The organism is Photobacterium sp. SKA34 (assembly GCF_000153325.1).
Lineage (GTDB): Bacteria > Pseudomonadota > Gammaproteobacteria > Enterobacterales > Vibrionaceae > Photobacterium.
This window is the reverse complement of record NZ_CH724141.1, coordinates 704,943-727,275: the sequence shown is the minus strand read 5'-3', so window position 1 is coordinate 727,275 and position 22,333 is coordinate 704,943. Positions and strand designations below refer to the sequence as shown.

The following is a 22,333-nucleotide window of genomic DNA, read 5'->3' as shown; positions in this document are numbered from 1 at the left end:
TCACTTAGTTAGAGGTGATATCATCACTTCATACGTTAACAGGTGACACTATGACAAATCGTACAAGACGACTATTCAGCGCAGAATTCAAGCTCGAGGCTTCACAGTTAGTGATTGATCAAAATTACTCAGTGGCAGAAGCCGCCCAAGCCATGAATGTGGGTAAATCCACGATGGATAAATGGGTTCGTCAGCTTAAACAAGAACGACAAGGCAAAACGCCAAAAGCTTCGCCTATGACCCCTGAGCAAATAGAAATTCGGGAATTAAAAAAGAAGTTAGCTCGTCTTGAAGAGCATAATGAAATATTAAAAAAAGCCACGGCTCTGTTGATGTCGGACTCACTGAACAATTCTTGATGATCAAGAAACTCAAGCAGAGCTATAGCGTAAAAACATTATGCGAAGTCTTCAATGTTCATCGAAGTAGTTATAACTATTGGCTAAAGCGTCCAACAGCGATTAGGGCGGAAACAGTCAAACTTCGCAGCTTAGTTAGTGAGGCCCACGCAGCAAGCAACGCCTCTGCGGGAGCGAGGACTATTGCAGATATAGTCACAAATCAGGGTTTAAAACTGAGCCGATACCGAGCAACAAAACTCATGAGAGAGCTTGGTTTAGTCAGTTGCCAACAGCCAAAGCATCGATACAGAAAGGCTTCTCAAGAACATGTTGAGGTTCCAAATCACTTGGGCCGACAGTTTGCTGTTACCGCCCCAAATGAAGTTTGGGTTGGTGATGTTACGTATATTTGGACAGGAAATCGCTGGATGTATTTAGCGGTTGTTATTGATCTTTTTGCCCGCAAAGTGATTGGTTGGTCGATGTCTTTATCACCTGATTCCAGTCTGACAGGCAAAGCTCTTTCAATGGCTTATGAGTCGCGTGGTAAGCCGAAAGGCGTCATGTTCCACAGCGATCAAGGTAGCCACTATACAAGTCGAAAGTACCGTCAATTACTGTGGCGTTTTAAGATAAAACAGAGTTTATCTCGCCGAGGAAATTGCTGGGATAATGCACCAATGGAGCGTTTCTTTAGAAGCTTAAAGACCGAATGGGTGCCAACAGTGGGTTATCGTAGTTTTGCTGAAGCTCAACAAGAGATCATCCGCTACATTATCGGGTATTACTGTCAACTCAGGCCGCATCAATATAATGGCGGCCTAACTCCCAACGAATCAGAACGATTATATTGGGAAAACTCTAAAACCGTGGCCAATTTTAGTTGACCACTACAAGATGCCGATCTATATATAAGAGCTAACAGAAAGCCGACAACCTCAGCCTTTGATTGTAGCTCTAACCGATCAGGGAATGATGAGATGTGTTACTTATATGCCCAACCGGGTATCACATATTACGTCTTGATTCATGGTTACACACGCTATACCAAACTGACGCTTCGTTTAGACTAATAAGATCAACCTCATTTTAACACGTAAGAACGTCATAATAAGTCAGTTTATCTGCTGGCTTATTTTCCTATCTAGTATCCGTTAATCAAGTATGGATTTTGATATTAAACGGCATGAGTGAGTTTCGAATTATGACAAGAATGATAATCATAGCTAGTTTGATGGCTGTGACACCAGCGTTTGCAGATAATATTCCAGTTACACCAGAAATGATGAGCGTCAGCTATATTGCTAATGTTCAAAATAGGCAAACTTATACTTATGTAAAATGTTGGTATCGGCCAGCACAAAAACATGATGATCCCGCAACAGAATGGGAATGGGCGCGTGATGAGAAAGGTGATTACTTTACTATTGATGGTTATTGGTGGTCCTCGGGAAGGTTGAAAAATATGTTTTACACCAATGTTTCTCAGTCAGAAATTAAACATAGATGTAAAGAAACATTAGGCGTAAATCATGATACTGCTGATTTCCTTTTCTATGCTTCTGATAATCGGTATTCGTATAACCATGATATTTGGACAAATGATGACGTTAATAAACATGTAATTAATCGTATTATTGCTTTTGGTGACAGCCTATCTGATACGGGAAATATTTATAATGCTTCTCAATGGGTATTTCCAAATCGAAATTCTTGGTTCTTAGGACATTCTTCTAATGGCTATGTGTGGACAGAGTATCTAGCTCATGGAAAAGCCATTTCCCTTTATAATTGGGCGGTGGGTGGCGCAGCTGGAACTAACCCAGTACTTGGTATTAACCGGTATTTATGCTCAAGTTACGTCTTACTTAACCTATATGAAAATGGCAAAAAACTATCACCCTGAAAATAGTTTGATCACACTTGAATTTGGCCTTAATGACTTTATGAATTACGGTCGTGAGGTGGCAGATGTAAAAGCAGACTTGAGTAGTGCATTGATTCGTTTGACCGAATCGGGCGTTAATAACCTTTTATTATTCACTTTGCCCGATGCGACAAAGGCGCCGCAATTTAAATACTCAACCCCAAATGAAATTAATACAGTAAGAGCTAAAATCTTAGCTTTTAATGCATTTATTACAGAGCAATCTCGCCTTTACAAAGAAAAAGGGTTAAACGTTATTCTTTTTGATGCATATGATACTTTTGAGGAGCTCATCGCCCAACCTCAATTATATGGTTTTGAAAATGCCAAAGATGCTTGTTTAAATATTAGTCGTAGTTCAGCGAAAGATTACCTCTATCGACATAATTTAACCAATGAATGTGCTTATCATGGTTCAGATAAATATATCTTTTGGGGAGTAACTCACCCCACAACAGCAATTCATAAATATATTGCCAATCAAATTCTTGAAACGAAGCTAGAGATCTTTAATTTTTCAAAAGATTGAAATAAAAATCTGATCTTTTTATTTTTCGCGTGAAGTGATGCTAAGTCAGACGCTGGCTACTTAAGCTGCATAATGATAATTATTGCAGCTTAATCCAATGGGTTTATAAATAGAATTTATTTTCTGTGTATATATTATTGTACATAAGCGTTCCATAAAAGCATTCTCTGTCACATTTATTGGGCTTTCTTGTTGCGTGCTAGTTAATTTACGTTGAGTATGCTCGCAAGTAAAAATTAGCTTTGTGATAAAGGTTATGATGAAAATAAATAAAAAAAAGAAATGTTTTAAGATCTGGATTGGTTTTTTTACGGCGACAATCAGTTTTAGTTGCATTGCCGATAATACTTATATTGATGACTATTATATTGAAGCGAAAGGGATGGAAGGAAAAGCACTTAAAAGTATGCTTTCTATTATCGCTTCACGAGGTCAAAAACAGTTAACTTACAATGAAGTTTGGTCTGCGCTTAAAGATACGAATGAAGACCCAAATAATACGGACAATGTGATTCTTTTTTATAGCGGTCGTTCCCAATCAAAAAGCTTTACTGCGTCAGGAAACAATAACAAAGACGCATGGAATCGCGAGCATTTGTGGCCTAAATCATTAGGTTTTAAGCGAAAGAATCAGTGGGGGTATACCGATATCCATCACTTACAACCTACCGATGTGCAGATCAATTCTATCCGCTCCAATAAAGCTTTTGATTTTGGTGGTAAACCATTAACAAAATCGCCATTTAATAAAACAGATAATGACAGCTTTGAACCTCGTGATGCGGTGAAAGGTGACGTTGCTCGGGCTATTTTCTACATGGCAGTGCGTTATGAAGGACTGGATGCGAATATGCCTGATCTTTTTATTGCGGACGATACCTCCACTCACTCTGGTGAGCCAAAGATTGGTAAATTATGTTCATTACTGCAATGGCATAATGCAGATCCTGTTGACGAATGGGAAAGGCTTCGTCATGAAAAAGCAGTAATGTGGCAGGGTAATAGAAACCCTTTTATCGATAATCCTCAATGGATTAACGCCATTTATGCCAGTCGATGTTCATTTTAATCATCATTTTTCAACGAGTATAAATCGCACTCATTTGTCGAGTGAGCTGTAATGAGTAACAGTTCACTAGTGAGTGCTTTTTCCCTTTTCGTTATCTCTCATTTAAGAAGTCGCTTACTTCTATTATAAAAAATAACTATGAAAATATTATCAGCAATAGTTTTACTTTGCTTAGCTACTTGCGCTCAGGCATCACTCTATTTTGGCCCTCCTGATGGTGAAAATATTATTGATGTTGCTGATCAAGGTGGCTATTTATTTAAAGTTGAAAAAGGAATTTATATTCAAACGGACTCGGAAGATTTTCTTCTCGGTATTTCAACGCTATTTGAAAACTTAAAGCATACCCGAACAGGGAAAGCGATCATCAAACAAGTTTCGCATTATCATCCACTTTCCTTACCCCAAGGAGAGCGAGCGTTAGCATTTATATCAATTGGACAAAATGCAGCGACAATGGAGAAGATACATGTAGTTATTAGGCCATCTCAGAGCGGAAAGCAGTTTGTTACTGAACCATTGATCACGTCATCGCATTTTATGGGGCATCAATCAAATGGTCTCGAGGTTCCTGCTGCAATTTACTTTGACATTGAAAACACAGTAATGCTCCCAGGTCTTGATATTGCGATTGATCCTACTATTGCACTTGGTCATGAACTAATCCATGCCCGTGATTAATTAACCGGTGGTTTACCTGTTGGAACACAACCCGTTCGTCATCGAGCTCCCATTGCTGGTATGAATCACCAAGGTGAGGAGTTTGCAGAAGGGGAGGTGGTTGAGTTTAACTTAATGCGACGTGAAATCGAGGCAACTGTAGTGGCATATCAAAAGGGGAGTACGAGTTTAAAAACACTCACCACAACACGAGAAGCAGCCATTGATAGAAGGCAAAGCATCATCAGTGTGTGGGAACAAGCTATTAAAGAACATCGTGTTTCTAAAGCTGAATACAGCCGTATTAAAACTAATATTCAACTCTTAAAATTAGAGGTGCCAGTCTCTGAATATCATTTATCAATGGAGTTAGGTGCTCATGCTCGTGATATGTATTGGCCCGGTTCGATGATCAGCTACACTTCAACGCCGACAAATATTACGCTGAAACAAGCAAAGCAAAGTTCATATTCATTGAGTCGTTCATCATTGAATACCGCAATCATTAGTGATGTGCTCAGTCGCTCGCCTCAGTCACCAATGTTGATAAGTACGAGCCTCATCGAGAGAAAAAACGGTTTTCCAAAATTAGATAAGGTGTTGCGAACAGCTTTAGAGTTGGCAGCTAAATCAGAGCAACATGTTGTCTTAGTGAAGGGTGATGAATTTTCTGCCTTATCAGAATTTGAGCAACAGTTAACAATAATAACTATAGAAAAAGCGCTAGTGAGTATAAGAAAAAATCAATATGCGTTAACTGTTATTGAAATGAATGCTAGTGAGATCATTGGTACAGAGCTAGAAATAGTGACCAAGGCTAATCAAATTATTCTTCTTTCTACGCACCATGATCTTTCTTCGTTGGCGATATCTGAATACATATCTGCTGGAGGAAAAAGACTGGTCGTTAACCGTATTTCACGTTCAATACTTCCCTCTGAAAGTTTGCTTTATCCAAATCGCTTACGTTGGTCGACGCTTGCAGAACAAGACAATGTGACACTTGTGGCTAACTCCGCATTACCTAAATCAAAAAAATGTTGGAGCCTGTAATGAAGATGAAATGCCTAACAATATTTTGGTGTCTCTTTATTTGCTTTAATGTACAGGCAACAAATATGTGCCAGTTAGGGGAAAATACCCTAGAAGAAGAGCATGATTGGCTTTCAAGATTAGATAGAGAGTTTAACAGTGAACTTAATGATGTTAGAGAAATTGCGGCATTAAATAAAATACCAAGTTTAATTCTTCCTATCAGTGAGCAAACATTTGTACCTGAGCATTGGGAAGGGCTTTGGGAGGCTGTAAACAATAAAGAAGATCAGCCTTTAAGTGCCAAAAGAATGTCTCAATTAGAGCATGTCTTTGAGCGTCAAGCATTATGGCAGGCCGCAAAAAATGGGGGACGTGCATTATCTGCGGTGTTTGATATTGTCTTATTTGCGCCTTGGATTGAGAAATTAACCCGTACTATGTGGGATGACTCTGCCAGCGATCTACATCGACTGAGTGTAACCGCAGAGCCTATCCCATTTATTGGTTTTGCTATTGGTTATTATGATTACCTTTCAACGTTAGATAGTCCTGAAAAGCGCTTTAATCAATGGCTGGAGAATGGTCACTATAGCTATGGTCAAGATTCTGTTTTATTTAGGATAAACACGGCTTCAGCGCAAGCTATTGAGCAACAACATCAGCAATTAAAGCAGCATGTTAATGAGTTAGTGGAGAGGCTCGCCTCTATACATTTACTTCATTACGATGCAACTTACAGTGCCAAAGTATTAGAATTGCAGACAGTACTGAACAGAACAATGTCTGCTATTGATATAGACCACGTAAACATCATGTTTGAGCAATACAATCGCCCTTCTCACGTGGTTAACAAGTTTGGTGATGTCGCTTGTATTAATGAAAAGCAGTCGTTGAAATCTGAACTAGAACGCTTGGGGATCTCGTCTATCGAAACTCGCCATGCGCTAAGGAAATGTAGCTACCAAATGTTAATGGGCAATGTTGGAAGCCTATATGGTATTGGTAAATATCGACACATAGAACAAATTCGTGAAACGGTTTTTTCTCATAAGCAGAAAATTGTCGACAATGCGCTGACACATATTATTCAGTGGCGCAGCAAACTGCTTGAACTCAAAAATAGCAGTATTGAGAAGATTATTGATGATAGTTTGAATAATGAAAATATCGGTCTCTATCAGCAATATCTTTATCAGCGTGCGCGTCGTATTGCGATTAATAATTTTGCGTTATCAATTTTACAAAGAGAAGCCACTGAAGAAGAGCAGCAAACAGGACGTTTTCTTGTTGGTGCTGGTGATCTTATCTGCGGGCTTTACACTTGCCAGTATTATGACGGTAAAGAAGTCTTCTTTGACGAATCTTCAGATCCTTTGCTACAACAGCTATCTGAGCCATTGTTCACTAAGGATATGCATCATTATATCTCGGAGCGAATCAGTCACGGTTGGACAAATGATGAACTTGATGAGCCTTACCTTAATCTCTGGATACAGTGGCAAAAAAGGCAAGATATAGGGTTTTCAGCACTACCATACAAAGGTAATCCCTCATTGGCTGTGATTAGACGTGATATGCCTGACTTAATTGAGATTTTAGAGCAGATCCCTGTGCATTTATCGGCACAGCAGGCGAAGCCTCATTTATTTAGACTCATTCAATCGCGCATGTTTAAAGAGGATATCCAAGTTGCTTGGGCGAAACTTGGTGATTTTATTTTTCGATTTCAATATGAGCAGCGTCAGCACCAATCGATTAACTTTTTACCTTTACAGTGGCAACAGGCTGTGTGGCCTTCTCAACCTCATGGTGTTTTATTTAACGCATTTTTAGATAAATCCTACTTATATTATTCCAATCAATCATGGGTTCAAGGTTTGCCATATTGGCATAAGCGAAATACTTCGTTTAACTGGGCGCTTTATCAAGGAGATACACACAGATACTACTTAACTCAGCCGGTACCTGAAGAGACTTACTTAGGGGATCAATACTGGATAGAAATCAATGAATCTCTTAGTCATGTTTTATCATCAGCAGAAGTCCGTTGGCGACCATTTGAACATATGTTGTTGTTAGATATATGGTCTCAAATCACTGAAATTGAATCTTTGATAGCGATTTCAAATAGATGATCTTTTATCGATTATTGATGGCTTTAGTTGTGAATCAATGGGGAGCGGAAATGTATCGTTATAAATTAAATAAAGCGGCTCAATGCTCGAGGTTTACGAATTTGATTTTCATGGCTAAAGCTGTGACTTAATGACATAAAGGTAAGTGAAGCTTTGTGACTGTGCTCAGGGCTTGGCAAAGAAATAAAATATCCTTATAAGTAAAGCACCGAAGTTTTATATCAAAAAAGGTCGCTAATTTAAGCAACCTTTTTTATTTTTTTTTAATTCATGTATTACTTTTTACTGATTAAATAGCGGGGTGAAGCTCTTCCATCATGTCCTTAAATTCAGCATAAGTAGTGGTTGCTTTTGCTGCCCATAACTTTTGTGAAACCGTTTTTAAAGCAGGCTCTACGCGATCTTGAATATCGCTTGGTTCGTAATAGGTTCCTGCAGCAAAGGCATCGTTCCAAACACTGATCATACCGCCTTTGATATGAGGGTTATTGACATCAAAGTGCGCTACATCTTTTCCAGTGAAGACATTCGGTGTCCAATGGTTATAGAGCCATCGGGTATTGAGATAATCTTGATAATACCCAGCAAAAGGAACCATATATAGTATATCGTCTTGGCTGTTAATAATGTCGTAACCATCATCAATGGCTTGTTTAGGATCGTAGTAACCTGGGTACCATAAATCTACCAATAGATCTCTTTTAACGCCTTTCGCTCCACCATAGCTCGCTTGGCTACCCCACATTCGTACTTCTTTTTTTCCAAGTTTATGAAGGAACTTGTCAAAGTGATTTACAAAACTTTTTATATCATCTGGATTTCCATGTCGATATTCATCTGTACCGATGTGCACATCGGTAAAGATTGGTGCATATTCTTGCCAAAGATCTTCCAGTAACTGGGTGCTTTCTGGGTTGGCGAGATCTAAATGATCAGGGCTGACACCTTCACCTTTTAATCTAAGAGATGGATATGCTTGCGTGAATGCCAAAGAGTGAGCAGGGGCATCAATTTCACTAATAATTTTCACACCATAAGACTGAGCAAATTGGATCAGTTCTTTATATTCTTTTTTTGTATAGTGTTGTTGTGAGGTAATGTCAGGATGGGAAGTGCTTTCTAGTCGAAATCCTGATTCTGCATTTAACCAGTTATCTTCATCAATCTTAATAACGTTATCATTTAAATGAAGTTGTAATTCGTTCATCTTAAAATATGAAAGCTGTTTGATCATATTTTTTAAGAAATCGGTGGGAAGGTACATTCTACCAACATCCAGTAATAAACCGCGATGCTCCCATTTAGGATTATCTGTAACAGATGCATGTTGAATATGGCTATGAGCGGGATCTAATTGAAGTAACTGAAGTAATGATCGTGTGCCCCATAAAACACCATTATCATGTAAAGCCTTAATAGTTAGGTGATCAGCAATATCGAGTTGATATCCTTCATTGCTGAGTGATGTTTCTTGTTTTGAAATGGTTAAAAAGATATCACCCTTGTTGGGTTTTTCTGAAATCACAACATTTAGTGATTTGCTAAACAAGTCAAGTATATCTTTTTGTAAAACCTCACTTGTTAATAATAATTTTTTAGCGTATTTAGCATCAACAACAATGTTAGAATTATGGGTTAACTTAAACACGCCTTTATGGCATTGCCATGTCGAGAAACTAGGTATTACTTTTGGTGACTCTATCTTATTACATTTATTATTTGTTAATGATGAGCTGGATATATCTGCTGCAAATAGTGGATTAGTATATATTCCTAATGACATTAATAGTGAAAGTGAAAGTATCTTTTTTCTAAGGTGCATTATTATTAGTCCTTTTGTTTTTTCTTATTAAAGACTAATGGATAAAAAACATATGAATTTGAATAAGGATCACAATGATATATATCATAATATTAATTGTGATAATTTTGAACCAATATCAAACTCAGTTTTATATTATAAATAACAATAATATTTGATGTTATTTTTTGATTGAATTAAATAACCGTGATGGAATAGGAGTCACTATTTTCTTATGTCTTTTTTGATTTGAAACAATAAAATTATTTATAAGTTTATCTAACCATACTAGCTCTTCTTAATGATGTAATAATACATAGAATACAGGTAGAAAAAGATATCCAAAGATAGGGAACTGTATTTAAGGTGCATGTTTAATATAGGCGAAAAGTGTGTCAAATTATATCGTTTGTAGCAAATAAATACTTTTATTTTTAGCTTTTTCATAATGAGCGATATCAGACCACGCCTATATTAAGCCGTGGGTAAATGAAACTATAAGTTATCGGTTGTTGCTTGGTATGAAATCTATTACTAACCTAAGACGTAGAAAAATTTTAGAATATATTCAGAGTAATCAAAGAGGAGAAGTTAGCTACTTTGCACAGCAGTACAAGGTATCTGAAGTGACGATTCGCAATGATCTTAATAGACTAGAAAGAAAAGGTTGTTTGACGCGTTGCTATGGTGGGGCACGATTAAATCGTCAATTTGCTTTTGAGCGCCCGTTTGGTGAAAAAAAACAAATTCAATGTAAAATCAAAGCTAAGCTAGGTGAATATGCGGCATCATTTATTAATAATGGTGATAAAATTATTCTTGATTCTGGCTCTACGCTTGAGCAAGTTGCTTTAAATTTAGATGATAAAAACGATTTAGTCGTTATGACGAACGGTATAAATATCGCTTATCACCTTGCAAATAAAAACAATTTATCCGTTATGCTTACCGGTGGACTTATGCGATCTAACTCTTACTCCGTTTTTGGTTCGATTGGAGAAGAATTATTGTCTGAGTATCACTATAATACATTCTTCCTAGGGGTTGATGGTTTTGATAAATCTCTTGGTATAACAACACCCCATCAAGCTGAAGCTAATATAAACCGAAAAATGATCGAAGCTGCTCAAAATGTTATTGCTGTAACTGATTCATCGAAGTTTAACCGACAGAGCTTTTGTATGATAGCGCATCCAAAACAATTGAATATGCTAATTACGGATAGTGGAATCCCGCAGGATTATTATAACGAGCTTACTACCCAAGGTATTGACGTCCGGATTGTTGATTAACTAATAATAGTCATTTAGGGAGCTTATATTGCTCCCTATTTTGATAATAAAAATTAAAAGTGTGATGTTAAACCGGACATAAATCGAAAGTATAACGAGTATTTATATTTAAAGACCTTTCATTATTTTAAAATATTTATTAATTTCAGTGTGTTTCCTAATGTAAATACATAAAAAAGGCTTTCACTTTCGATTGAATGGACACTTTTTCTTGATAAGGTTAAACGTTTACAATTGTGATCTTAATTTCATTTTTCTTTTAAAATAATTGATTAAATATGTCCATATAAAAATAAAACATAATGTTTATACGAAGATAGTAATGGCTACTTAAATTAAGTGACTGATATTTATCTTTTATAAAAATATAAAAAGGATAAATGATGAATAAGCTATCATTAATTTCAACTTGTATTGCTCTTTCTATTTTTATGCAAGGGTGTAACTCTGATAATAAAGATGATAAAAAAGAAAAAAAGAGTATCCAATACGTTAATACTTTAATCGGATCTGCTGATGCTGGACATACTTTTCCCGGTGTCGTCGTTCCATCTGGAATGGTTCAGCTTTCTCCTGATACACAATTAACTGGTTGGCATTCATCTTCTGGTTATCATGATGATAGTGATTATAAAAAAGGAGAGATAATTACTAAAGATATCCCACTTTATGGTTTTAGCCATACGCACCTTTCTGGCACTGGTATTGGTGGTTTAGGCGATATTTTATTTTTACCGTATAGTGATAATAATGCAAAAAAATTTCCTCCTCAGTCTGAAATGGCGACTTTTTCGAAGGATAATGAAAAAACGTCTCCTGGTTATTATGAAGTGACGTTAGATGATTCTGGTATTATTGCTGAACTTACTGCGTCAGAGCGAGTTGGCTATCATCGATATACATTTCCAAAAGGTCAAGATCAGAGATTAAAAATAGACTTAAACTCAACACTTAACCCTGACTGGGGAAGCAGCAGCGATGTTAATGAACTTACTGTAATAGATGATTATACAATAGTCGGTGAAAGAGACAGTAAGAGTTTTGGTGGAATGGCAAAACATCAGAGAACATTTTTTTATGTTCGATTCAACCATAAAATTATTTCATCACAACTTACGATTAAAGGAAAAAATATAGAGGGAAATACAGCTTCAGATGACAGTAATAATGCAGATGTAACCGCTTATATAGAATTTGAAAAAAGTACTCAACCTTTACTAGCGAAAGTTGGTATTTCAGCTGTGAGCCTTGATGGTGCCGAAAATAATTTAGCGGCAGAAAATGATATTGACTTTAATCAAGCAAGAAAAATGGCCACTGAAAAGTGGTCAAATGCGTTAGATAAAATATCGGTGAAGGGAGGTACGGAAGAAGAGAAAACAATCTTCTACACTGCTCTCTATCATACTGATATAGCTCCAATGGTATATCAAGATACTAGTGGTGAATATCGTGGTATGGCTCATGGTGATGAAGTTAATATATATACTGCGAAAAGCAATGATAATTATTCTGTTTACTCGCTCTGGGACACTTTTCGTTCTTTGCATCCACTTAAAACGATTGTTGATCCAAAGCTTGCCGTTAAATATGCAAAAGACCTAATAAGAAAGCAGCAACAAGGAGGATTGTTACCCAAATGGGAGTTACATGGCGATTATACGGGGACTATGGTGGGTTATCCTGCTGTTTCCGTTATTGCTGATGCACTCGTTAAATATCCAAATGCTTTTAGTCAACAAGAAAAGCTGCAAGCACTTGAAGCGGCAATACAGAGTTCAAATTACCATCCTGAAGATTTTACTTATTGGAATAAAAATCTATTGGATAAAATTCTAACTCCACATATGAAATATATTAACGATATTCTTGGTTGGGCTCCTGCTGTTGTATATGATGACAATGGAGTAGTAATAAATGGAACAACAGAATCTGTCTCATATGGATTAGAAAATAGTTATTACGATTGGTGCATCGCTCAAATTGCAAAACTAGCAGGTGAGGAGCAAACTTATCAAAACTATATGGCTCGCTCCAAAGGTTACAAAAAGTATTTTGATTATAACCCTAATGAGTATGAGCAATATGGCACCACCGGCTTTATGCGTCCAAAGCTGACTAATGGAGCATGGAAAGATCCTTTTGAACCTTATGATGCAGTGCATCAGACTGGAGATTATACGGAAGGAAACGCATGGCAATGGACATGGTTTGTACCTCATGATATTCAGGGCTTAAAATCTTTAATGGGTGGAGAAGAAGCATTTTTACAAAACCTAAATGCTTTATTTAATGCTAAATCTTCGGGTGGTACCGCTGATATGACGGGCTATATAGGTCAGTATATTCATGGTAATGAGCCTGACCACCATGTGGTTTATCTATATAACTTTACTTCAGAACCTTGGAAAACGCAGGAATACGTCGACAAAATACTTCATGAATTTTATACCTCAAAGCCTGACGGTATCATTGGTAATGAAGACGTCGGTGCTATGTCTGCATGGTATGTTATGAGTGCAATGGGATTCTATGAAGTCACTCCCGGAAGTGCAACCTATACAGTTGGGCGCCCTCTGTTTGATAAAGTTATTATCCCTGTAGAGGGGGGACTCTTTACAGTCATTGCTGAGAATAATAATCAGAAAAACTTATATATTAAGTCTGTTGAAATAAATGGTAAGCCTCTTACAAACGGTTTGTTCTTTAAACATTCTCAATTTAAAGCTGGTGGTGAATTGAAGTTTGTAATGACAAATAACAAAGATGAGGCGATTAAAGCGAAAGGCTAATTTATATAAAATGCAGCTATTATTTATTTTCATTAATTATAGCTGTATTTAATTGAAGTTAATCATCTTAAAAAATTCATGTGGTTTGATAAAAATATAATTAGGGTAATATAATGAATAATAAAAAATTTATTTTATCTACTATAACAACGGCATTATTGTTAAGTAGTCAAATGAGTTATGCCGAAGACTTCACGCTTCATAGTGATAATTTAAATGTTGTGGTATCTGGAGATAAGACGAATTTTACGGATGTAAAAATAGAAAACTTACAAACAAAAGATACGATTACTACTGACAACCTATTTTATCTTCAAATTAGTGACAATAATATACTAAATTCAAGCGATTTTACTGTTGATCAAATCACTCAAAAGAGTGATCAGATTACTATATCAATGTCGAGTAAGAATTTTGAAGTCACGAATATACTCGCACTTCACGAGGGTAAATATTTAACATATGATTTCAGTATAAAAGCTAAGTCTACACCTCAAAAAATTGATTCTATTACTCTATTGCCTTTTCATACTCAAGCACCATTTGTTGATGGTGCCATTGAGAGCTCACCAATAATCAGTGATCATTTCGTTATTACGCCTCAGAATCCATTGGTGACAACAAGAGCTTATGAAGGAGGGGTGACGCAAAACCTCGTTACTAAACTACCTATCAGGACGGATGTTTCATTACAAAGCCGAACCTATATCAGTACTTTTGAACAAGGACAATTGAGAAGAAACTTTAACGAGTTTCTTAATCTAACGCGAAAGCGTCCATATGCTCAGTATCTGCATTATAACTCATGGTTAGATATAGGCTTTTTCACGCATTATAATGAAGCTGACGCTCTTGATCGTATTGAAAAATTTGGTCATGAACTAATAGAAAAGCGCCATGTAGCTATGAGTGGTTTCTTGCTGGACGATGGCTGGGATGATCGCTCAGGGTTATGGAACTTTAGTCAAAACTTTCCTCATGGTTTTACAAAAATTAAAGATAAGGCACATAAGTATAATGCTGAATTAGGTGTTTGGTTATCACCATGGGGAGGATATAACACCCCACTTAAAGAGCGTGTTTCGCATGCAAAAGAAAATAAACTAGAAACCATTAATGGTAAGTTTGCTTTATCTGGCCCTAATTATTTCGAGAACTTCCACCATAAAATTATTGATTTAATTTCCAAACAAAATGTCAGTATGTTTAAGTTAGATGGCACTGGAAATGCGAGTAATGTAATAGAAGGGAGTCAGTTTACCAGTGACTTTGATGCTGCCATTCATTTAATAAATGATATGTCGGAAGCCAATAAAGACTTATTCATTAATTTAACCACAGGTACCAATGCTTCGCCGTCGTGGCTCTTCTATGCTGATTCTATCTGGCGCCAAGGTGATGATATTAACTTTTATGGGGAGGGAAGTGATGTTCAAAAATGGATCACCTATCGTGACGCCGAAACTTACCGCTCTATTGTTAAGAAAGGCCCATTATTCCCACTTAATTCGTTGATGCTACATGGTATTGTATATGCGAAAAATGCCAAACATCTTGATAAGCAATCAGCACAAGACTTTAATGATCAAGTTTGGAGTTACTTTGCGACAGGGACGCAGCTTCAAGAGTTATATATAACCCCAGACTTATTGACGAAAAATAACTGGGATGTATTGGCAACAGCTGCTAATTGGGCAAAAAACAATACAGATGTGTTATTTGACAGCCACTGGATTGGAAACGATCCAACAAACCTTGATGTTTATGGTTGGGCGGCCTGGTCAAAAGATAAGTCGATAGTGACGTTGAGAAACCCATCTAATCATAGTCAATCTTATTACTTAGATCTTAAGCATGACCTAGAGTTACCTAATGGTGTAAGTGATCAATTTAAGTTAACAACAGCTTATGGTGAAAATAAGTCAATTCCGTTAACTTACTCTCATCCTGTTGTCGTGACACTAAAACCGTTACAGACAATGGTATTAGAAGCGACACCAAGTTAAATGTTAAGACTATAAAAACCCTAAGGGTCATTCATTGTGAATGGCCTTTTTTTATCAATAAGGATAGAGAACTCGATTAGCATGAGAAGCTGGTTATAGTTAACCTATAATTTTAGAAGCGAACTTTCATCTCTTTTTATTGGCTGATTTTAATAAATTATATTCTTAATATTGTTCTTCACTGCCAGTTATTTTTCGGTAAACCGCTATAAAAGATAACGATAAAAAACGCTTAAGATTAATTTTTTGATCTCTCATAATTATTGTTTCAAAATCTTTAAGATTCTTCAAAATTGCTCTTCTTTCACTCTTTTTACCTGTATACCGTCTTGATAAGGACGGTTCTATCGTTAAAAATACAGTAGTATATAAAATGAAAAAACATCAGCCAGATATTACTTTTAATACGTTACTAAATAAGCCTTAATTTACATTTGATGTAAATCTTACTGTCACAAGTTTTTATGACAAAGTAGATTCTAAAACCATTCAAGTCTCTATTACAGGTGATGAATTTTCTAATAAAGCTTTTCTGTTGTTACTTTTATTTGTGGCACGTTATTTATGTGTCGTGATTTTTGTCGCAATATAAATGTACAATTTAATATTATTCATGGTTTTATTTTTTTATATTTTCTTATTAGCATCAAAATCACAAATGCACTTATTTAATTGAAATATTTTCTGAGAATGTGCTCTTATATTCCAAGTTAGCATTACTTTTTATGACTAAGGAAGAAAATTATAATAGTAATGTGATTTAAGAATGATTAGGCGCTTTTATCGAATGTTATTCTGGTATCTAGATTTAATAATTTATAATAATGTGCAGCTATATATGATGTTTATATTAGTAAGGAGACTATATGAGAAACACCGAGATCGATATGATCGGTTTATACATGAAGGATATATCCAGTAAACCACTACTCACTAAAATGGATGAAATTCATTACAGTCGGAAATACTTGCGTGGTGATAATAAAGCCAAAGAAAAGTTAATTGAATCGAATTTAAGGTTAGTGGTGAGTATTGCCAAAAAGTATCGAGCAGCACATTTATTATTAGGTGATATGATTGATGAAGGTAACTTGGGGTTAATTACTGCAGTAGAAAAGTTTGATCCAGAAAAAGGTTTCCGCTTTTCTACTTATGCCACATGGTGGATTAAACAAAACATTGAACGTGCTATACATAATCAAAATAGAGCCATTCGCTTACCCGTTCATGTGTCTAAAGAAATTAATGCCTTGCTTCGTACACACCGTGATTTAATGAAAAAACAAAACCATGAACCAACGCATGAAGATATAGCTCTACAACTCAACAAGGAAACTCAGGACATCTCGACATTGTTATCTTATGAACTAAACATCGTTTCATTAGATCAAACCATTGGGGATGATGAAAGTAAAGGTACCATCGCGAGCCTCGTGGTTGATGAACAAATACCGTCACCGTCTCATATTGTAGAAGAAAACAGTATGGTTAATTTGGCCGAGGGCCTATTAAACAAAATAAAGCCCAGAGAGCGAGAGATTCTGTGTCGTAGGTTTGGGATGATGGGGTATGAACCTCAAACATTACAAGAAGTTGCATCTGCGCTTGGATTAACCCGAGAGCGAGTAAGACAGTTGCAGATGAAATCTTTGGAACGGCTAAAAATGAATTTAAAGCATGATAACTACGATCTCGATATGTTATTTTGCGCCACCGCATAGAATGAATATCACGATGATCTCTTTATATACTGAAGCGCTTCATTCATCTAGTCGTGGCAGTAAATATACGTTGGCGGTTATATGATATTTACATTATATCTTGTGCTGAAGCAAACAACGGACATGTATTCTGTACAGTTATAATAAAAGGAGACTATCCGTATCCGTTGCAAGTTGTAATTATGTACCCTGCCGGTAAGGGGGATATTGGTTATTTAGTGGCGGTGGAGTAGGCATGGATGACCAATGGTTGCCTGGTGGTTGCCATTGGTTAATCTCAATGATTGATATTGTCGATATTATTGTTCTTTACTGTTTTTCTCGAGTGTTTCCATTAATTTCATCGAGTCTTTGTAATCGCCAAATTTTGTTGGCTCTGTTAATTTCAAATCTTTTTTCATTGATGTACTGAAAGCACCGTCTTTTAGGATAACGGACAGTATGCTATAGGCGGGTATGGTGACTTTGTTCATACCATCAAGATCTTGAAGAAAAGCACCAGATTTCGTGTAAGCGATAAATTGTTGGGTATAGTCTTCAGTGCTGCCATGCGGTAGGCGAAGGTTAATAGTGATCATTAGTTGTCCTTAAAATTTATACGTTTTTTGGCTGGCACATTAGAGTAAACCCTAATAAAAAAGCCCAAAAGTAACTTTGGAATATGAATATACGCAGAGATTTGCTTGATTGAGTGGGTAATGTTTAAGAGGCAAATTTCGCACTATCTGGTGAAATTTCTTTCATCTGGCGACATACCAAGATTTAATGTCTGGTAGCATTTGTGTAGATTTAAAAACATACCTTCCTGCTCAATCTCTTTCGTCATTAGCTCTCGTAAGCTTTCTAGCGTGTGGTTATCTTGTACTTCTATCGTGTAAACATCTTTTTCATCCATACGCTGTTTAACCATTTTTGAAGGTCCATTAACTATTTCTACTTTGTGAATTTTGACACCAAGCTTTGACAAAAGGGCCGGGATAGTCGCTGTACCGCAAATACATTCAGATCGAAAAGTCATTATTTTCATGGTGTCGGCACTCAAAAGTAAAAATCAGTTTAATGTTGCATCGCTGTAAGGGAGTGGATAGGAAATCAATTGTTGTAAAAGATAGTAATAATAAAGGACAGTTAATTTTTATTATGATCCTGATTTTATACAGCGCTCTGCGCTTGCAAAAAGATTATTACATATCGTCTGTTGTTTGTTATGTTCAGCTGTTCCTGCTATTAAGGAATCCAGCACTTCTTTGGCTTTATGGTAGTCTTCAACGATAAGAGCAAATCGATCTTCAAAAGCATTTTTTCTTATTTTTTTTCCAGGTTTTTTTCCAGATTTACGCATCATAATCTCGCTATATTAGAGGTGTAGTGCAAAGACAATCATCTAAATCAGTAATGAATAAAAGATATTGCAGAATAGATGTGATGAATTAAATGGAAGAGAAACAGAGAAGCTTTTGATGGTATATTTAATTAATCGTTGTTTTGCCGGAGCTATTTTACAGGTTATTTAAATAATAGATATAAAAATAATTTTAAGCAATAAAGGTGTTTTAATTCATGTGCTTGAATTTTATTTTTTGGTTTTGATGAAATAAACATATACAGCCTATCGATTTAGTGCTCTACTGTGAACGCTCTGTTGTTCAGAGTTATTAATGAAACATCAAGTAAAAGTCAAATCCTCAGAATATCTTCGTTATTGTTGCCATCTTCTGTGTTTCCCTTAACTTCTTAGTCACATCGATAATTCAGACTCTTAGTACTTTGCATTTACGATATTTATGAATTTATTTAAGGGACACATTATGTCTAATAAAATACTGGTTTAGTTAAATGGTTTAACGAAGATAAAGGCTTTGGTTTTATTATTCAAGATAATGACGGCGCAGATGTATTTGTACATTTTCAAGCTATCGTTTCTGAAGGTTTTAAGACATTGATGGATGGTCAAAAGGTTTCTTTTGATGTTGAGCAAGGTCAAAAGGGTCTTCAAGCTGCAAATGTCGTTGCTTTATAAGACTTTCTAAATGGTAGTATTTTATTGCTACTTATTATCGAACACTAAAATATTGTTTTTATCATGATTCTATTATTTTCATATGAAATATAGATAATTATTAAATAGAATAATGGTAATAAATTAAAAATTAATAGGAAATATAAATGTCAGTATATAATATTATGTACATTAATGATTTAGATAAAATAATAAAATCTGAAACTGTTTTTATGAAATGTTTAAGAGGTGCAAAGGTATCATCTTCTTCTTTCGCTCCGTTTTTTACTGTTAAAATTGAATTGAGAGATATTGTCGGAAAATTATTAGCGACAAAAGAAAATAATGCTTGGGTTAATAATGATAATTAGGGTATATATTCAATATATACCTAAACGAACAAATGAGTTCAAACAATGTGAGTTCCCTTAGAGGCCGCTAGAAATAGCGGCCTTTTTATTTATCAACCCTGTTCTAAGATCAGCTCTGTTGATCCATATTATTACCTCACAGCACATAGTCTGAAACTTCATACTTAGAAAGCCCTAGGTTCGGGATGTTCTTGCTAGCAAAATGGAAACTGTTATAGAAGAACTGACGTTATCCACCGATGTTTGAGCAACATCCATTAAGCTCTTTAGTCACCATAAATATTGGTTACCCAAAAACCAGTAATATCCTCGACATCACTTTAAGTTCGGTGGCTATTATCGGCACTTCGACATTCCAGTTGATAGTTGGGAAAATTTATTCTACTCACTAGTCTTCACTTCAGCAGGGGTAACAATACTCAATTATTGACAAACGTCAGTACCTTTTCCTTTCACACTGGATGTCTCTTTTAAAATATAATTAGGTGTCATTTCTAGTGATAGATTTTCTAAATTAAATAATGGTATCTTTTTTGCTAATATTAATTTAAGGAGGATTAATATTCAAATTAATTCGCAATTTGAAAATTTAAAAAGAAATTTTCAAATTAAACAACAATCTTTTTTTGTTATTGTTGTTAACTTATAACAATTTAGTTTAAGGTTTATGTTTTGTGTGTATAACTTTTATATAAATCGCAACTTTACATTAAGTATATGTTTTTAATGTTGTTTTTAATAATTCCTCATTATTAAAAAATAATCTCAAAAGTAAGAAAGTATGAATTTTAATTCAATTTCTTGTCTATATTAAATAAGATATATTATTATTTGTTCTCAAAGGGCTTTAAATTTTCACTCAGTTGTTAGAAGAAAAATAAAGTTGGTTTATATAGTGATCAAATTAAAAAACTATTCGTACTTCACTTAATAGAGTGTATTAGTGTTTGAAATTTTTATTTCAAATATCCCTAAACCGATAAACACTTTTATCAAAATTTAAGGAAATGGTTATGCTTAATCCTAGTGACTTTGTAGGAGTCAGCTTTTGGTTGATGTCAGCGGCCATGATGGCTGCCACATTCTTTTTTTGGGTAGAGCGAGATAGGGTTGTAGGTAAATGGAAAACATCCCTCTCTGTCGCGGCAATGGTAACGGGTATTGCTTGCCTTCACTATTTCTACATGCGAGGAATTTGGGTTGAAACAGGGCAAAGCCCAACAGTATTTAGATATGTAGATTGGCTCCTCACTGTTCCGCTCCAAATCATCGAATTCTTCCTAATTCTTGTCGTCATTGCTGTTGTTCCTACCTCTTTATTCTGGCGTTTACTCATTGCGAGTATTGTTATGCTTATAGGTGGTTACCTTGGCGAGGTGGGTACCTTAAGTCCAATGGTTGGTTTTGTTATAGGTATGATTGGTTGGCTCTACATCATCTATGAAATTTTCATTGGTGAAGCGAGCACTATTAATGCTAATAGTGGCAATGAGGCCAGTCAAAGTGCTTTCAAAGCATTACGGCTTATAGTAACTATTGGTTGGGCAATTTATCCTATTGGTTATCTCGTTGGTTACTTTGGGGATGGCGGAAACGTAGCAATGCTCAATCTCATTTATAACCTTGCTGACTTTGTTAACAAGATTGCATTTGGTGTTGTTATTTGGGCGGCAGCAACAAGAGATGCAGACAACACAAAAGCTTAATTCATCTTCATTTTAGTGAGAGGACATTTGTCCTCTTACTATGGAGGATATTATGTATAAGATCTCGAAAACTGATGAAGACTTAAAAGTCGTTATACCTGATAATTTTTCACAAGAAATCAATCAGTTGATGTTTGAATTATGCAAGCACTCTGGCCCAGTAACACTTTCTTACTTACGTTATCATCAGCAATCTGGTGGAAGCCAGCGTCGTGCGAAAATTTGTTATATTACTGCGGTTTCTTTAGGTTTAAATACTAATACTGCAAAATTGTTAGCGGTAACCGTTGAGCTATTACACAACGCTTCTTTAATTCATGACGATGTACAAGACAAAGACCGACAAAGACGAGGTCAAGATGCGTTGTGGGTCAAAGCTTCTGTGGAAGAAGCAATCTGTTTAGGTGATACCCTCATTATTGCGGCCTATCATGCGCTTTCAAAAATAAACACGCCTGCAAACAGCCATCTTCAGGCCACCGTGTGTCGTCGTGTCATGGAAACCATTAGAGGACAAATGGAGGATCTATCACCTCAACTACCATTAACTGAACAATCATATACGCTTATTGCGACCAATAAAGCAGCACCACTGCTCAGTCTATCTGTTGAATTACCAGCTCTATTGGCAGGAGAACCGTCACTAGCTAAAGCCCTATCTAATGCTGCAAGTTCCTTCGCGCTTGCCTATCAATTCTATGATGATCTTTGTGACCAAGCACAAGATGCGATAAATCAAGAGCCCAATATCGTCAACATACGAATTCACGAATTAGTTGGAAGTCTTAACGCAAGCGATGAAGACATTGGTACCGCTAAGGATGATATTAAAAGAAAAATATTAATACTCTTAGATCAAGCAACCTCTTCATTGGTTTCATTACCAATAGAAGTCACCGTTATCTTGCAGCAAACGATCAAGGGACTAAAAACACGTATAGAGGGATAA

General features: G+C 35.9%; 17 protein-coding genes and 2 pseudogenes. 15 read left to right on the top strand and 4 right to left on the bottom strand.

Annotated features, from left to right (window positions below):
- Nucleotides 1-50 precede the first annotated feature (50 nt).
- The 7 genes and pseudogenes from SKA34_RS04795 to SKA34_RS04775 all read left to right on the top strand — a co-directional run bounded on the left by SKA34_RS04795 (nt 51) and on the right by SKA34_RS04775 (nt 7,696).
- Nucleotides 51-1,228 (top strand): IS3 family transposase gene (locus SKA34_RS04795; protein WP_086004105.1). Its coding sequence is split into 2 segments (ribosomal slippage): nt 51-309 and nt 309-1,228, totalling 1,179 coding nucleotides; the frame shifts between segments, so codons are not numbered across the junction.
- A 21-nt stretch (nt 1,229-1,249) separates the two neighbouring features.
- Nucleotides 1,250-1,414 (top strand): annotated as a pseudogene (locus SKA34_RS23870) (hypothetical protein); the annotation flags it as partial.
- 131 nt (nt 1,415-1,545) lie between these two features.
- Nucleotides 1,546-2,797, top strand: a pseudogene (locus SKA34_RS04790) (SGNH/GDSL hydrolase family protein).
- A 259-nt stretch (nt 2,798-3,056) separates the two neighbouring features.
- Nucleotides 3,057-3,866, top strand: a complete 810-nt coding sequence (locus tag SKA34_RS04785) for an endonuclease I family protein (protein ID WP_006644382.1) — start codon at nt 3,057-3,059, stop codon at nt 3,864-3,866.
- A 138-nt stretch (nt 3,867-4,004) separates the two neighbouring features.
- On the top strand, nt 4,005-4,547 hold the full coding sequence (locus SKA34_RS23485) for a hypothetical protein (RefSeq protein ID WP_006644381.1): 543 nt from the start codon (nt 4,005-4,007) through the stop codon (nt 4,545-4,547).
- Nucleotides 4,548-4,607: 60 nt separating this feature from the next.
- Entirely contained in the window at nt 4,608-5,579 is a 972-nt protein-coding gene (locus SKA34_RS23480; RefSeq protein ID WP_006644380.1) for a hypothetical protein, read from the top strand.
- Entirely contained in the window at nt 5,579-7,696 is a 2,118-nt protein-coding gene (locus SKA34_RS04775; protein WP_039859714.1) for a hypothetical protein, read from the top strand. The genes SKA34_RS23480 and SKA34_RS04775 overlap by 1 nt, the downstream gene beginning before the upstream one ends.
- 289 nt (nt 7,697-7,985) lie before the next feature.
- Here SKA34_RS04775 and SKA34_RS04770 read toward each other — a convergent pair whose 3' ends face one another.
- A complete protein-coding gene (locus SKA34_RS04770; RefSeq protein WP_006644378.1) occupies nt 7,986-9,518 on the bottom strand; it encodes a glycoside hydrolase family 20 protein in 1,533 nt (510 codons plus the stop codon).
- Between the two features lie 500 nt (nt 9,519-10,018).
- On the opposite strand from SKA34_RS04770, the gene agaR reads away from it, so the two are divergent.
- From agaR to SKA34_RS04750, 4 genes are all read left to right on the top strand, one after another.
- A complete protein-coding gene (gene agaR / locus SKA34_RS04765) occupies nt 10,019-10,789 on the top strand; it encodes a transcriptional repressor AgaR (protein WP_039859712.1) in 771 nt (256 codons plus the stop codon).
- 380 nt (nt 10,790-11,169) lie between these two features.
- On the top strand, nt 11,170-13,581 hold the full coding sequence (locus SKA34_RS04760; protein WP_369750659.1) for a GH92 family glycosyl hydrolase: 2,412 nt from the start codon (nt 11,170-11,172) through the stop codon (nt 13,579-13,581).
- A gap of 113 nt (nt 13,582-13,694) precedes the next feature.
- On the top strand, nt 13,695-15,587 hold the full coding sequence (locus SKA34_RS04755; protein ID WP_006644375.1) for a hypothetical protein: 1,893 nt from the start codon (nt 13,695-13,697) through the stop codon (nt 15,585-15,587).
- Nucleotides 15,588-16,453: 866 nt separating this feature from the next.
- Complete coding sequence (locus tag SKA34_RS04750) at nt 16,454-17,308, top strand: sigma-70 family RNA polymerase sigma factor (RefSeq protein ID WP_006644374.1); 855 nt, start codon at nt 16,454-16,456, stop codon at nt 17,306-17,308.
- Between the two features lie 299 nt (nt 17,309-17,607).
- On the opposite strand, the gene SKA34_RS04745 is transcribed toward SKA34_RS04750, so the two are convergent.
- From SKA34_RS04745 to SKA34_RS04735, 3 genes are all read right to left on the bottom strand, one after another.
- Nucleotides 17,608-17,886, bottom strand: coding sequence for a hypothetical protein (locus tag SKA34_RS04745; RefSeq protein WP_006644373.1), 279 nt, complete (start codon nt 17,884-17,886; stop codon nt 17,608-17,610).
- 143 nt (nt 17,887-18,029) lie between these two features.
- Nucleotides 18,030-18,218 carry a hypothetical protein gene (locus tag SKA34_RS23475; RefSeq protein ID WP_232284215.1) on the bottom strand — a complete coding sequence of 63 codons (189 nt, stop codon included), beginning with the start codon at nt 18,216-18,218 and terminating at the stop codon, nt 18,030-18,032.
- Nucleotides 18,219-18,446: 228 nt separating this feature from the next.
- A complete protein-coding gene (locus SKA34_RS04735) occupies nt 18,447-18,653 on the bottom strand; it encodes a hypothetical protein (RefSeq protein ID WP_369750658.1) in 207 nt (68 codons plus the stop codon).
- A gap of 522 nt (nt 18,654-19,175) precedes the next feature.
- Here SKA34_RS04735 and SKA34_RS22775 point away from each other — a divergent pair.
- From SKA34_RS22775 to SKA34_RS04715, 4 genes are all read left to right on the top strand, one after another.
- On the top strand, nt 19,176-19,328 hold the full coding sequence (locus SKA34_RS22775) for a cold shock domain-containing protein (RefSeq protein WP_083784338.1): 153 nt from the start codon (nt 19,176-19,178) through the stop codon (nt 19,326-19,328).
- Between the two features lie 146 nt (nt 19,329-19,474).
- Nucleotides 19,475-19,678, top strand: a complete 204-nt coding sequence (locus tag SKA34_RS04725; RefSeq protein WP_006644369.1) for a hypothetical protein — start codon at nt 19,475-19,477, stop codon at nt 19,676-19,678.
- A gap of 1,013 nt (nt 19,679-20,691) precedes the next feature.
- Nucleotides 20,692-21,384, top strand: coding sequence for a bacteriorhodopsin-like (locus tag SKA34_RS04720; protein ID WP_006644368.1), 693 nt, complete (start codon nt 20,692-20,694; stop codon nt 21,382-21,384).
- Nucleotides 21,385-21,436: 52 nt separating this feature from the next.
- Nucleotides 21,437-22,333, top strand: a complete 897-nt coding sequence (locus tag SKA34_RS04715; protein WP_006644367.1) for a polyprenyl synthetase family protein — start codon at nt 21,437-21,439, stop codon at nt 22,331-22,333.